Below are 13083 nucleotides of genomic sequence, written 5' to 3' on the forward strand. Positions count from 1 at the left end.
GGTGCCAGCAGATGACCAATCGATTGCCGTTGGTGAATATTTTGATGAACGATGTCAATCGCAGATTCCGTCATTGCCTTGTATATCTACACTTAAAAACCATACTCAAGATTAGCATATTCAAAGAAAAATACGCTAGAAACTTCATACCGATTCAGCACGCTCATTACCACTTGAAAATAAACTTGCTTGGTTTTTCAATCCTGTACTACTCTATTTTTCACCTAACTCACATAGAGCTATACCAAAAATTGCTAAACCTATACAACAGCTACAAAATCTGCGCTGCTTGCTGTGTTGAAATGTTCAGCATCGTATTTACTTGAGATTTCATGATGAAAAAAACAATCGCTTTCAGCGGATTAGCTATTTCCGCATTACTACTTACTGCCTGTGTCTCAAATCCGACTGCATTGGCAGTGCAAAAGGAAAATAACCAGTATGAGGTGACCGGATTAGGTAAAAATCAACTGACCTCGAAAAACAACGCGATTACGGCAGCCAATAAAGCCTGTGGCTCTCGATCGACTCCAATTATTGTAGATGAAAAGACGGCTTATAATGGTGCTTTAAAAGGTGTGGTCGATGAACAAACAGGTCAGATGATTCAGGCAGCCGCTACTGTCCTTGGCAATATCGCAGGTACCAATACCGGTTTAAACCAGAATGATGACTATCAGACGGTGCTTACATTCCGCTGTCAGGCCAAATAAGCCAAACCATAGCGCAATAAAAAACCGCTCTTCAAGAGCGGTTTTTCTATGATCTGGATTAACAATAACCTTCCAGACGGGTCAAAGGCAATTTTTGCCCAATGGCTTTTTCAATTTCGGGTAAATAGAACGCATCATCTTCTGCAAGGAAACTGATACTCACACCACTGGTTCCCGCACGACCGGTACGGCCAATACGATGCACATAATCATCCGACTGTTCCGGCAAGGTGAAGTTCACCACATGCGATACACCATCAACATGGATGCCACGACCTGCAACATCCGTTGCAATCATGATGTTATGTTTACCATTTTTGAACTGGTCCAGCATTTTCAGGCGTTTGTCCTGAGCAATCTCGCCCGACAACATCACCACCTTATAACCATCACGTTTTAAATGATCATAAAGTTTGCGTACCTGATCACGACGGTTGGCAAAAATCATGACTTTTTCAATCGGCTCATCACGCAGGATTTCTTGCAACAATTTATATTTGTCCGCCTTGGCGACCATATAAACCCGTTGTTCGACATCGGCATTGGTTTTCTTTTCCGGTTCAATTTCAACTGTGACCGGTTCAAATAACCATTGTTGTGCAAGATTCAGTACATCATAGCTAAAAGTTGCAGAGAACATCATAGTCTGACGTTGTTCTTTACGCGGTGAGAAACGCACAATGCGTTTTACTGAAGGAATAAAGCCCATATCCAGCAAGCGGTCGGCTTCATCAATGACCAAAAATTCAATCTGATCCAGCCAGACTTCTTTTTGTTCTACAAAATCAATTAGACGACCCGGTGTAGCCACCATAATATCGACAGGTGCTTTATTAAGCTGGTTCTTTTGCTTGTCAAAATCCACACCCCCCAACAAAGTCACCACATTGAGACCGGCATATTTCGCCAGATCCTGTGCGTCGCTTTCAATCTGTAACGCCAGTTCACGGGTCGGTGCCAAAATCAGCGCGCGCGGTTCGCCGCGATAGCGTTGTTCCTGAATCGGATTATTTAATAGATCATTCATGATACTAATTAAAAAGGCCGCAGTTTTACCTGTACCTGTCTGTGCACGGCCAATAGCATCATGTCCTGCCAGCGTGAATTTTAAAACCTTCTGCTGGATAGGCGTCATGGTAGTAAAGCCTAAAGCATCAATCGCTTTTTTTAGATTGGGATGTAAATTTAAGGTTTCAAAACCAGATGACATAAAGCGGTGCTCTAATTGGGTAATCACTAAGATAGGGATAGTATAAACAAAAAACGCCCCAAGTTATATTGGAGCGTTTTCTTTTTAGCTTAATCCGAAGATTAGTCTAATGGTTGAACTTCTTCAGCTTGAAAGCCTTTTTGGCCTTTAACAACACTGAATTCAACACGTTGGCCGTCACGAAGTGAACGGTGACCGTCACCTTGGATAGCACGGAAATGAACGAATACGTCATCGCCGCCGTTACGTTGAATAAAGCCGAAGCCTTTAGTATCGTTAAACCACTTAACTACGCCTTGTTCGCGAGCAGCTGTCATAAGTTAATCCTCATTGAAACTAAAAGAAGGACCACCCGGTGTTGCAAACAGCAGAGCAAACAAGTTTGAAAATATTATTTTTAAGCTTGTAATCATTCTGTAAAACTATCAACAAAATCCCGGTTACATCCATTTATGTAATAGGGTGAAAAACAATCACTTTGTTTATTCAAAGTCCCAAATACGCAACGAGCTTAACATGGGTTTATCACAATTAATAGATTTTTTTTAGCATGTTCTGTTTGATTTAGTTATTTTTTTCATGAAAATTGTCAAAAGACTTTATAAATTCATTTAGATCTTCTTTTTCTTAAATCAGTTTGGTTCTGGCATCATATTTGCTACTATTTATAGCCTTTTCTGCTATCTAAATGAAACCGCAATGTCCGAAGATCCAGCGCAATTCAGCCTTATAGATGCCATGGGAAAGCCGTGTCCGATGCCGCTATTAATATTAAAGCGTGCATTAAAGGCCGGAAATCAGAAAACATTCCTGCTGAAATCATCTGATCCGCATAGCCAGACGGATGTCAGCCGCTATTGTCAGCTGCATCAGCTTAAGCTTGAATTTAAAAAAATTTCTGATACAGAGTTTCACTACTTAATTGAATCTTAAAAATTTTCAATTAAACTGTTGATCTTCACTTTCGTATACTTTTTTACATTTCTCTACCCAAATATCCATTATTTGCGGAGAGATTGGATTAAGATAAAACCTAGTTTAGGGTTATCCCGCACTTCAAGGAGAACACATGAGTGACAGCCGCAATCAGTTGATGCCCCTGTCATTATCGGCGCCAGGTGTCAACCTCGGTGCTTATATCAGCACTGTCAATCAGATTCCGATTTTAACGGCCGAACAAGAAAAAGAGTTGGCTGAACGCTATTACTATGATCAAGATTTAGATGCAGCGAAAATGCTGGTCATGTCGCACTTGCGTTTTGTAGTACATATTGCGCGTAGTTATGCTGGTTATGGTCTGCCGCAAGGCGACCTGATTCAGGAAGGCAACCTGGGTCTGATGAAAGCTGTAAAACGTTTCGACCCAAATATGGGCGTACGTTTGGTGTCATTTGCCGTGCACTGGATCAAGGCGGAGATTCACGAATATGTGATCCGTAATTGGCGTATTGTGAAAATCGCCACTACTAAAGCGCAACGTAAACTGTTCTTTAATCTGCGCAGCCTGAAGAAATCATCGAAAAAGTTGACGCTCGCAGAAGCACAGTCGATTGCCAATGATTTAAATGTCACACCGGAACAAGTACTGGAAATGGAAGGCCGTCTGACAGCGTATGATGCGGCTTTTGATGCTTCAAGCGATGATGACGATGAAGGTTCAACCCATGTTGCACCAGCGTTATATCTTGAAGATAACCGTTATGATCCGGCGCGTCTGATTGAAAATGAAGATTATGAGGAACAAAGTACCTCTGCCCTGCACGAAGCCATGGATCAGCTCGATGACCGTTCACGTAATATCTTGCAGCGCCGCTGGTTAGATGACGAGAAATCGACTCTGCATGAACTGGCAGCCGAATATAATGTTTCTGCGGAACGTATTCGCCAGCTGGAAAAAAATGCCATGGAAAAAATCAAAGTGGCAATGTCATCTAATTAACACCAAATTTAGTTTCTGCTTTTCTCCAAAAAGCCTTCCTTGATGAAGGCTTTTTTATGCCCGAATTTTGAATTTATGCTAAGGTTAAGTGCAAACTTTTTCAGGAAGATCAATTCAAATGTGGATTGCGATTTCAGCACTTAACTTGGCATTTGCCGTGATGCTCGGTGCTTTTGGTGCGCATGGTTTAAAAGCGCGTGCGACTGAAGCACAACTCGGCTGGTGGCAAACAGCAACAGATTATTTTTTCTATCATGCTCTAGGCTTACTTATTCTGGCCCTGCTAGCCAAAGTCATTCCTGTACTACCGATTCAATGGAGTTTTTGGCTGATTCAGGTCGGCATTTTACTGTTCTCTGGCTCACTGTATATCATGGCATTAGGCTTACCACGTGGACTAGGCGCAATTACGCCAATTGGTGGTGCTTTAATGATTGCCGGATGGTTAATTCTGACTTGGAATGCTTTAAAATACGCCAGATAAACCTGAACATCACTTAATCATGGAGGGGTGGCTAGAATGATGATTTACCTCAATGGCGAACCACAGGAAACTCACTGCAACAACCTGCTGGAACTGATTCAGGGTATGGCGCTTGAGGGTAAGCGTTTTGCAGTTGAAGTCAATGAAATGATTATTCCTAAAAGCAGATTGGGCGATACGCCGATTTGCGATACAGACAAAATAGAAATTATTCACGCAGTCGGTGGCGGCTAATACTCGGGACAATTATGCAAGATTTATTACAGATTGGTTCACGCCAATTCCAGTCGCGCCTTTTGGTAGGCACAGGCAAATACAAAGACTTAAATGAAACTCAGCAGGCCATTGAAACCAGTGGTGCAGAGATTGTCACTGTTGCTATTCGTCGGGTCAATATCGGCCAAAATCCTGACCAGCCGAATCTGCTGTCAGTCATTCCTCCGGAAAAATATACCATTTTGCCGAATACTGCAGGTTGTTTCGATGCCAATAGCGCTGTTCGTACCTGTATGCTGGCGCGTGAGCTGCTCGATGGCCACAATCTGGTCAAATTGGAAGTTTTGGGTGATGAAAAAACGCTTTATCCAAATGTAACCGAAACACTGAAAGCTGCACGTACCTTGATTGACGATGGTTTTGAGATCATGGTCTATACCTCGGATGATCCGATCGTTGCGCAAGAGCTAGAAAGTATGGGCTGTGTCGCAATTATGCCTTTAGGCAGCCTGATCGGTTCTGGTCTTGGCATTTTAAACCCACACACCCTGTCAATCATCAAGGAAAATGCCAAAGTCCCTGTTCTGGTCGATGCCGGTGTCGGTACAGCAAGTGATGCGGCGATTGCGATGGAACTAGGCTGTGATGGCGTACTCATGAATACAGCGATTGCGGCAGCGCAAAACCCGGTATTGATGGCCTCTGCGATGAAAAAAGCGGTTGAAGCAGGTCGAGAAGCTTTTCTTGCAGGCCGTATGCCGCGTAAACGTATGGCCAATGCCAGCTCGCCAGAAACAGGCTATTTCTTTAAATAAATTTTCATGAACAAAAATAAAGGACTCGATTGAGTCCTTTATTTTTTCCAGTAATTAAGGAATCAGACCTTCATCACGCATGGCAATCTGTACAGACTGACGTTCTGCCACTTTATTACGGATATGAATAATATTTTTATATGGACTCAGATCATGCTCAATCTGGTTCGACCAGTTGGTCAAGACAAACAGATAAGCATCCGCAGGGCCAAAGTTATCATCCACCAGATAATCATTGTCAGATTCACCGATAGCTTTATCGATATAACTCAATAAACGATCAATCTCTGCATAGGCTTTTTTCTTTTCATCGTCGGATAACTTGCCACCGAAGAACACCGCATAGGCATCATGTAGTTCAGAGTTCAGATAACCTAACCATTCCAGCACTTTGGCACGTCCCATGCCCGATGGTGGAATCAGATCTTGTTTTGGATCGTGTTGAGCAAGAAACGGTAGAATTGCAACATTTTCTGTCAGGATCAGACCAGGGTTAATTTCTAACGCTGGTACATAGCCTTTAGGATTAACTTCGTAATAATCCGTACCTTTTTCTGTTTTATGTGTTTTTAAATCAACACGTTCCAAATCAAAATCGACATTGATTTCATTTAAAATAATATGAGCTGCCAGTGAGCATGCCCCTGGCGAATAGTAAAGCTTCATTTCTGATCCTTGTTATACACTTCTCAATGTTTTAAATCGCTTCTAACAAACTTTCAAGTGATCAAACCTGTAAATTGCAAAAAAGCGTAACTGTCATTTCAGGACAGTTACTCATTCAATATTTAGGATATTCCGGGCTTTTGCAAGTCAATCTTGTGTAGATTTTTATCTCTATCTGTTTAAGATACGCAGGTTTCCCAAATTTAGATGATATTTCGTGATTAGCCTGAAAAAAGAAGAATGGTTTTCCAATATCCGCACAGATGTACTGGCAGGTCTGGTGGTGGGACTTGCCCTGATTCCTGAATCAATCGCCTTCTCTGCCATTGCCGGTGTCGATCCGCAAGTCGGTTTATATGCCTCTTTCTGTATTGCAGTATCAATTGCCTTTTTTGGTGGTCGTCCTGCCATGATTTCCGCAGCTACAGGCGCAATGGCACTTTTGATGATTACCTTGGTAAAAGAACATGGTCTGCAATATCTGTTGGCCGCCACAATTCTGACCGGCATCATTCAGGTGATTGCCGGTTATTTTAAAGTCGCTAAATTAATGCGTTTTGTATCGCAGGCGGTGGTATACGGATTTTTGAATGCCTTGGCGATCCTGATATTTGTGGCACAAATCCCGGAAATTAACCGGATGGATAGCACCGGTTATCTGTTTATTGCGATTGGTCTGGCAATTATTTATCTGTTTCCTTATATCTCTAAAATCGGTAAAGCCATTCCCTCACCTTTAATCTGTATTATCGTATTAAGCGGGCTGGCGCTGTTGTTGGGTGCAGATATGCGTACCGTGAGCGATCTGGGACAATTCCCGGATACTTTGCCGGTATTCCTGATTCCAGAAATTCCACTCAACCTGGAAACCTTGCAAATTATCCTGCCTTATTCCTTTACCTTGGCGACTGTCGGTTTGCTGGAAAGCATGATGACCACTACGGTAATTGATGAAGTGACCGGAACTGAAGGTGACCGTCATCAGGAATGTCGTGGTCAGGGTATGGCCAATATTGTCAGCGGCTTTATGGGCGGGATGGCCGGTTGTGCCATGATCGGCCAGTCAATTATCAATGTGTCTTCAGGGGCACGTACCCGTTTATCGACTCTGGTCGCTGGCGTGTTTCTGCTATGTCTCGTGGTTTTTTTGAAAGACTGGCTGGCTTATATTCCAATGGCAGCGCTGGTTGCGATCATGATTATGGTGGCATTTACCACCTTTCAATGGGGAGCAATCAAGCAATTCAGCAAACATCCGCTGGAATTTAATACCGTGATGATTGCCGTGATTATTGTCGTACTTGCAACCCATAATCTGGCATTGGGTGTATTTGTGGGCGTGCTGCTTTCTGCTCTGTGCTTTATCAATAAACTGGAAAGAACCGTACATGTCTATACGCATTTGAATTCGGCTCATTCACGCAGCTACTTTATTTCTGGACAGATTTTCTTTAGCAGTTCAGAGAAGTTCTATCAGTTCTTTGATTTTAAAGAAAAGCTTGAGCATGTCGAACTGGATTTAACCCACGCGCATATCTGGGACGTGACTTCGGTCAATATGCTGAATAACGTGATTCAGAAGTTTAAAGCCCAAGGTATAGATGTAAGGGTGATTGGTTTGAATGAAGCCAGCAGTACATTGATTGACCGTTTTAGTAGCTGATGAACGATGATTAATAAAAGAGCCTCGATTGGCTCTTTTATTTTATCTGGAAGATCTTGCCGATTTTTATGGAGAAATACCGAGAAAAGTTTGACTTGCTCGGCTCAGGACTTAAAATACCGCATTCTGAATTTTTAGATTTGCCAAAGTTATGTCGAACGATCAATTAGACCAGCAAGTCGTGGAGCTGGAAAACTTAAGCGAGCACCGTGAAATCGTGACGTTTATGCGCCGCTCAATGCCGCTAAACACCTCTCAACGTACTGCGCTTGAACAATATGGTCACTTAATTTTGGAATATCCAGTGGGTGACTTACGTCAGCACTTTGAACATCCAGAGCGCCCTTTGACTGTAGAAATCGGCTTCGGTATGGGCCGTTCACTGGTATTGATGGCCAAAGCTAATCCTGAACGCAACTTTGTCGGAATTGAAGTGCATGTACCGGGTATTGCGCAATGCATTTATGAAGCAGGTGTTGAAGGCCTAACGAACTTACGTGTACTGGATGCTGATGCAATTCAAGTGCTGCGTGAAATGCCGGATAACAGCATTAACACTGTGCAATTGTACTTCCCTGATCCATGGCAGAAGAAGCGTCACTTTAAACGCCGCTTTGTTTCGCATGACCGTATGCCACTAGTGGAGCAAAAGCTTGAGCTTGGCGGTACTTTCCATGCGGCAACGGACTGGGAACCATATGCAGAATGGATGCTTGAAGTATTAGAAGAACGTCCACGTCTGGAAAATCTGGCGGGCAAAGGCAACAGCTACCCGCGTCCGGAATGGCGTCCGCAAACCAAGTTTGAACGTCGTGGCATTGAAGCCGGTCACAAGATCAATGATTTTATCTTCAAGAAAATTTCTTAATCCAAGATTCAAAAAAGCGCTGATTATTCAGCGCTTTTTTATGGGAAAAATTTGGCTTTGAACCCTGCTCCGCAGATAAATCATCAGATTCTTCATTTCTGATGACGCGTGAGAATCTGCTGGCTCAAGAGCTGATAGACATTTTTTAAATCTTTCCGCTGCATAGTGGCCAACATCTGCTGATGCATATTCAAAATATTCTGATCACCACGCATCGCTGGGCCGGTCTGCATTTGTTTTGGATCATTCTGAGTGGCTTTATTGGCGGTTTCCAGCATCAACGGATACAGCAAACTGAAATCGACCTGTTGTGCATCCACTACCTGCTTGGCCATGTCATAGCAATAATTGGCAAAGTTACAGGCAAATACCGCTGCAAGATGCAAACTGAGACGTTGACTAGAACTATAAGTATAAACACGATTACTTAGGCTATTTGCCAATTCTAATAACAGGATTTGGTCCTGTTCATTCACAGCTTCAATAAACAGTGGCGTCTGCTGCCAATCAATCTGGCGTTCCTGACTAAAGGTCTGTAAAGGATAAAATACGCCTGCACGCGCATGCACATTTTTCAGTAAATCGAGATGGGTACTGCCAGAGGTATGCACGATCAGATTCTGCTGCAGATACGGATGAATCTGTTCTATGACGCTGGCAATCGACTGATCACTTACCGCGATAATGACCAGATCCACCTCATGATCCAGCTGTTCAGGCTCAGCGATTGCCTGAGCTTTAAATTGCTCAGCTAGATGTTGTGATTTTTCTAGGGTTCGACTGTAGATCTGTACGATCTCATGTTGTGCTGACAATACAAGGGCAAGATGATATGCCACTCGCCCTGCCCCAATCATACTTATCCGCATCTTGTGCTTTTCCTGACTCATTGCGCACAGCATGCCAATAAATAAAGATTGAGGCAATTGGCCTTGATATTTCGAATAAACTTTAAAACTTTCGCAAGGTCAGAATCTGTTCACTTCGACCAAAAGGCCCGTGAACATCATGCAGAATCCCGCTGGTCAGACCGATACCATCTTCACCATATTGCTGCACCACTTCCAGTCCCAGCCATTTACCCTGCGGCAGGCGGTGCATATGAATCTGCAGGTCCAGATTCGGAAATCCCCAACCGGAATTCGGGTCCTGACGTGGCACGATGCCATTGGCAGTATCAACCATACCGAGCAAACGGCTAAAGTCTGTAGTCGGTTGGCCTTCTACCATGTCCAGCGAATTTCTCAGCCAGACAATGCCCTTGCCTGCACGATGGTCAGCATGTGCCCGGGTTTCAATACTCTGGATATAACCACCCGGCCAGCAGCGCATACCTTCCCAAACAGGTAAATATTCTGGACTTTCGATCGGAAAGTCTTCCACTCCGGCAATGGCCGTGGTATCTGAAGTTAGCATTCTCCACGCGCGTGCCACGATACAGGTTTTACCATTGGCACACATTTCAGCTTCAACCAGTTCGATGGTTTTACCCGGACGGATCATGCGCGTAGTAATCGAAAATTCACCAAAGGCTATCAGGCCAAAAATATCCAGCCCGACCCGACCAATACGCATGTCAGCACGTGGCCGAAACTGTTCCAGTTCGACGCATAGAATACCGGTGGCTGGTGCCATGTGCTGCTCATGCGGATTCCATGCACCTTGTGCATGAATATTAGAACGGTAATAAGCCGTAGTACTGCCATCTACATGCTGTTCGCGCTGGATAAAACTGTAATATGCCGACATTGTTTTAATACTTCCCTGAATATTCTCTTAAACTTTAGAGTTTACAAAAAGTTCTTTGATCTTTATTTTCTGAGCAAAAAGCCATAATAATTCATGATTTGACAATAAATCTTGCACTGTTTAAATCCGACTTTGGTTAAAAGCGCTGTAAAATTTTGTGCAGATAACAAGTGAAAATCCTGCTCCAAGCGTTCAATCATCTTGGTACTTTGCACCACGCTTAACCCTGTTTGTTGTGCCAGCTTCTGCATAATTTTGATGTCTTGCTGATCTTCGGGTTGCATCAGGTCATAGGTCAATGCAAGACCATTGGTTTTAAGACACTGATGGATAGCCTGAAAAAATCCGTTTTTCTCCGAATTTGGAATGAAATGTGCCACCAGAATGGCCAACGCGGCATCGAAAGTATCTGGATGATGTAACTCCTGAATTGTACTTTGTATGAATTTCACCCTTTGCCGATCTATAGAATTCAGATTTTTTCTGGCCTGTTCCAGCATGGCTGCTGATGGATCAATTGCAGTAAAGGTCCAGTCTGGATAGCGTTGCAATAAATAGGATAGTTCATAACCTGTACCGCAGCCCACTATCAATATATGAGCGGTTTCCGGGAGTTCAGTGTTGAGAATTGCTTCAATCTGTTGATGCACCAGTTCATAACCGGGAATCAATTTACGGATATGATCGTCATAACTGGCGACCACGACTTCACTGTGAAAGTTTTTTGCCATATTTTTACTCTTAATCCTTCCCCTAAAATCCTGATTAGGATCATTTTCTAGAAGTAGATTTCGGGGGCGAAAATTTATAAATTTCTTTATATATTTCAGATGTTTTTTAAATTCAATCACATGACAGGCGACATGAATGTCGCCATTTTTCTGAGGGATATGGAAGTCCCTTCAGCAAAATAAAGGGCTTTTGCTTACTTTTGGTCCATCAAAAGTAAACAAAAGCCTAAACGTTGATATCGAAACCTTTGTTCAAATGGAGACAATACATGCATTAAATACTGCTTTGCCCCACTTAAGAATCGCATCAATACAATTTAAGCAATTTCTTTCAAGTTCAGCTCTTCACGCATAAATTCACGCAACTTGAACTTCTGTGCCTTACCTGAAGCCGTCATTGGAAATTCCTGGAAGAAACGCACATAGCGCGGTACCTTGTTATGCGAGATATGCTCCTTACAATACTGACGGATGATTTCCTCAGTACACGGATCATTTTCATGCAGGATGATGCAGGCACAGAGTTCTTCACCATATTTATGATCCGGCACCCCAATCACCTGTACATCTGACACTGCCGGATGGGTATAAAGGAAGTCTTCGATTTCTTTCGGGAACAGATTTTCCCCGCCACGAATGACGACATCCTTGATCCGCCCTTTAATTTTGACAAAGCCTTCATCATCCATTTCAGCAATATCACCGGTATGCATCCAGCGCGCCGCATCAATCACTTCTTGGGTTTTATCCTGATCTTCCCAGTAACCGAGCATTACGGAATAACCGCGTACACATAGCTCGCCCAATTGACCGCGTGGCACGACCTTGCCACTTTCATCGACAATTTTGACTTCCAGATGTGGATGCACACGACCCACGGTACTGACACGTCGCTCCACACTGTCTGCCGTTGAGCTTTGTGCACTGACGGGTGCGGTTTCAGTCATGCCATAGCAGATGGTGATTTCAGACATATGCATCCGTTCAATCACGCGCTGCATAATTTCCTGCGGACATGGACTACCCGCCATAATCCCGGTCCGTAGACTGGACAGGTCAAACTCGTCAAACTGTTCATGTTCGAGTACCGCAATAAACATAGTCGGCACACCATAAGCCGCTGTACATCTTTCTTGCTCGATGGCTCTCAAGGTTTCTAATGGATTAAACACGGCAGATGGATATATCATGGCAGAACCATGCGTAATACACGCCAGATTTCCCATCACCATGCCAAAGCAGTGAAATAAAGGAACTGAAATACAGACACGGTCTTCCGGCCCTAAATGAATGGCTTCACCGACAAAGTAACCGTTATTTAAAATATTATTATGGGTCAGCATGGTTCCTTTCGGATTGCCCGTGGTACCCGAGGTAAACTGGATATTAATGGTTTCATCAAACTGCAATTCACTGGAGATCTGTTGCAGTTGTTCCAGCTCTTGGGCGCTTGGCGAGCTTAGTAAATCCTGAAAACGGTGGATGCCAGTATGCTGCTGATCATCAATTTTAATCACATGCTTTAAATGTGGCAGACGTTCTGCATTGAGGAATTTACTTTCAGTCTGCATCAGCTCAGGTGCAATTTTAGTCAGAATTTCCTGATAGTCTGTCGTCTTAAACTGCGCCGCAATCACCAGTCCCTTACAGGAAACCTTGTTCAGCACATATTCCAGCTCATTGCTTTTATAGGCCGGATTCAGGTTCACCAGAATAATGCCTGCCTTGAAGGCCGCAAACTGGGTAATGGTCCATTCCACACAGTTCGGCGACCAGATCGCCAGACGGTCACCTTTTTGCATACCTAGTTTCAGCAGCTGACAGGCAAAGGCATTGACCTGATCCTGTAGCTGTCGATAACTGAGACGTATGTTCTGATGCAGGCTAACCACTGCATCACGTTCTGCATACTGCTCGCAAGCCTGATCAAATTTTTCACCAATCGTCATGCCCAATAAAGGCTGACTGCTGGTTCCATAGGCATAGCTTAACCGTACTTGTGTCATTGAATCGATCTCCTTGATTCTTT

General features: G+C 43.5%; 15 protein-coding genes and 1 pseudogene. 8 read left to right on the plus strand and 8 right to left on the minus strand.

The features are described from left to right. A pseudogene (locus tag WAK81_RS08405) lies at nt 1-74 on the minus strand (nitroreductase); the annotation flags it as partial. A gap of 258 nt (nt 75-332) precedes the next feature. On the opposite strand from WAK81_RS08405, the gene WAK81_RS08410 reads away from it, so the two are divergent. Next, complete coding sequence (locus WAK81_RS08410; RefSeq protein WP_422196453.1) at nt 333-713, plus strand: hypothetical protein; 381 nt, start codon at nt 333-335, stop codon at nt 711-713. Nucleotides 714-771: 58 nt separating this feature from the next. Here WAK81_RS08410 and rhlB read toward each other — a convergent pair whose 3' ends face one another. Further along, on the minus strand, nt 772-1923 hold the full coding sequence (gene rhlB / locus WAK81_RS08415) for an ATP-dependent RNA helicase RhlB (RefSeq protein ID WP_422196454.1): 1152 nt from the start codon (nt 1921-1923) through the stop codon (nt 772-774). Between the two features lie 101 nt (nt 1924-2024). Further along, nucleotides 2025-2240, minus strand: coding sequence for a cold-shock protein (locus tag WAK81_RS08420; RefSeq protein ID WP_004280099.1), 216 nt, complete (start codon nt 2238-2240; stop codon nt 2025-2027). Nucleotides 2241-2622: 382 nt separating this feature from the next. Between WAK81_RS08420 and WAK81_RS08425 the strand changes: the two genes are divergently transcribed. From WAK81_RS08425 to WAK81_RS08445, 5 genes are all read left to right on the plus strand, one after another. Next, on the plus strand, nt 2623-2856 hold the full coding sequence (locus tag WAK81_RS08425) for a sulfurtransferase TusA family protein (RefSeq protein WP_422196455.1): 234 nt from the start codon (nt 2623-2625) through the stop codon (nt 2854-2856). A gap of 136 nt (nt 2857-2992) precedes the next feature. Beyond that, a complete protein-coding gene (gene rpoH / locus WAK81_RS08430; RefSeq protein ID WP_004280101.1) occupies nt 2993-3862 on the plus strand; it encodes an RNA polymerase sigma factor RpoH in 870 nt (289 codons plus the stop codon). 118 nt (nt 3863-3980) lie between these two features. Next, entirely contained in the window at nt 3981-4346 is a 366-nt protein-coding gene (locus WAK81_RS08435; protein WP_422196456.1) for a DUF423 domain-containing protein, read from the plus strand. A 36-nt stretch (nt 4347-4382) separates the two neighbouring features. Continuing rightward, nucleotides 4383-4580, plus strand: coding sequence for a sulfur carrier protein ThiS (thiS, locus tag WAK81_RS08440; protein WP_422196457.1), 198 nt, complete (start codon nt 4383-4385; stop codon nt 4578-4580). Between the two features lie 14 nt (nt 4581-4594). After that, complete coding sequence (locus WAK81_RS08445) at nt 4595-5377, plus strand: thiazole synthase (RefSeq protein ID WP_253100224.1); 783 nt, start codon at nt 4595-4597, stop codon at nt 5375-5377. A 54-nt stretch (nt 5378-5431) separates the two neighbouring features. Here WAK81_RS08445 and WAK81_RS08450 read toward each other — a convergent pair whose 3' ends face one another. Continuing rightward, the gene (locus WAK81_RS08450; protein ID WP_004729975.1) at nt 5432-6043 is read right to left on the minus strand and encodes a glutathione binding-like protein; all 612 of its coding nucleotides are present in this window, start codon (nt 6041-6043) and stop codon (nt 5432-5434) included. Between the two features lie 217 nt (nt 6044-6260). Between WAK81_RS08450 and WAK81_RS08455 the strand changes: the two genes are divergently transcribed. Both WAK81_RS08455 and trmB read left to right on the plus strand, forming a co-directional pair. Then, on the plus strand, nt 6261-7706 hold the full coding sequence (locus WAK81_RS08455; RefSeq protein ID WP_422196458.1) for a SulP family inorganic anion transporter: 1446 nt from the start codon (nt 6261-6263) through the stop codon (nt 7704-7706). Nucleotides 7707-7857: 151 nt separating this feature from the next. Next, complete coding sequence (gene trmB / locus WAK81_RS08460; RefSeq protein WP_243474771.1) at nt 7858-8574, plus strand: tRNA (guanosine(46)-N7)-methyltransferase TrmB; 717 nt, start codon at nt 7858-7860, stop codon at nt 8572-8574. A 92-nt stretch (nt 8575-8666) separates the two neighbouring features. On the opposite strand, the gene WAK81_RS08465 is transcribed toward trmB, so the two are convergent. The 4 genes from WAK81_RS08465 to WAK81_RS08480 form a co-directional block, all read right to left on the minus strand. Then, nucleotides 8667-9443 carry a Rossmann-like and DUF2520 domain-containing protein gene (locus WAK81_RS08465; RefSeq protein ID WP_422196459.1) on the minus strand — a complete coding sequence of 259 codons (777 nt, stop codon included), beginning with the start codon at nt 9441-9443 and terminating at the stop codon, nt 8667-8669. Nucleotides 9444-9525: 82 nt separating this feature from the next. Further along, the gene (locus tag WAK81_RS08470) at nt 9526-10323 is read right to left on the minus strand and encodes a thioesterase family protein (protein ID WP_422196460.1); all 798 of its coding nucleotides are present in this window, start codon (nt 10321-10323) and stop codon (nt 9526-9528) included. Between the two features lie 62 nt (nt 10324-10385). Beyond that, on the minus strand, nt 10386-11054 hold the full coding sequence (locus WAK81_RS08475) for a class I SAM-dependent methyltransferase (RefSeq protein ID WP_422196461.1): 669 nt from the start codon (nt 11052-11054) through the stop codon (nt 10386-10388). 317 nt (nt 11055-11371) lie between these two features. Continuing rightward, nucleotides 11372-13060, minus strand: a complete 1689-nt coding sequence (locus tag WAK81_RS08480) for an AMP-binding protein (RefSeq protein WP_422196462.1) — start codon at nt 13058-13060, stop codon at nt 11372-11374. Nucleotides 13061-13083 lie beyond the last annotated feature (23 nt).

Source organism: Acinetobacter sp. (assembly GCF_049284435.1).
In the GTDB taxonomy this organism is placed as follows: domain Bacteria; phylum Pseudomonadota; class Gammaproteobacteria; order Pseudomonadales; family Moraxellaceae; genus Acinetobacter.

What these genes read in the sequence shown, in the direction of transcription:
- WAK81_RS08410 (WP_422196453.1), top strand. Translation starts at nt 333, where the DNA reads ATGATGAAAAAAACAATCGCTTTCAGCGGATTAGCTATTTCCGCATTA.
- rhlB (WP_422196454.1), bottom strand. Translation starts at nt 1,923, where the DNA reads ATGTCATCTGGTTTTGAAACCTTAAATTTACATCCCAATCTAAAAAAA.
- WAK81_RS08420 (WP_004280099.1), bottom strand. Translation starts at nt 2,240, where the DNA reads ATGACAGCTGCTCGCGAACAAGGCGTAGTTAAGTGGTTTAACGATACT.
- WAK81_RS08425 (WP_422196455.1), top strand. Translation starts at nt 2,623, where the DNA reads ATGTCCGAAGATCCAGCGCAATTCAGCCTTATAGATGCCATGGGAAAG.
- rpoH (WP_004280101.1), top strand. Translation starts at nt 2,993, where the DNA reads ATGAGTGACAGCCGCAATCAGTTGATGCCCCTGTCATTATCGGCGCCA.
- WAK81_RS08435 (WP_422196456.1), top strand. Translation starts at nt 3,981, where the DNA reads ATGTGGATTGCGATTTCAGCACTTAACTTGGCATTTGCCGTGATGCTC.
- thiS (WP_422196457.1), top strand. Translation starts at nt 4,383, where the DNA reads ATGATGATTTACCTCAATGGCGAACCACAGGAAACTCACTGCAACAAC.
- WAK81_RS08445 (WP_253100224.1), top strand. Translation starts at nt 4,595, where the DNA reads ATGCAAGATTTATTACAGATTGGTTCACGCCAATTCCAGTCGCGCCTT.
- WAK81_RS08450 (WP_004729975.1), bottom strand. Translation starts at nt 6,043, where the DNA reads ATGAAGCTTTACTATTCGCCAGGGGCATGCTCACTGGCAGCTCATATT.
- trmB (WP_243474771.1), top strand. Translation starts at nt 7,858, where the DNA reads ATGTCGAACGATCAATTAGACCAGCAAGTCGTGGAGCTGGAAAACTTA.
- WAK81_RS08465 (WP_422196459.1), bottom strand. Translation starts at nt 9,443, where the DNA reads ATGCGGATAAGTATGATTGGGGCAGGGCGAGTGGCATATCATCTTGCC.
- WAK81_RS08470 (WP_422196460.1), bottom strand. Translation starts at nt 10,323, where the DNA reads ATGTCGGCATATTACAGTTTTATCCAGCGCGAACAGCATGTAGATGGC.
- WAK81_RS08475 (WP_422196461.1), bottom strand. Translation starts at nt 11,054, where the DNA reads ATGGCAAAAAACTTTCACAGTGAAGTCGTGGTCGCCAGTTATGACGAT.
- WAK81_RS08480 (WP_422196462.1), bottom strand. Translation starts at nt 13,060, where the DNA reads ATGACACAAGTACGGTTAAGCTATGCCTATGGAACCAGCAGTCAGCCT.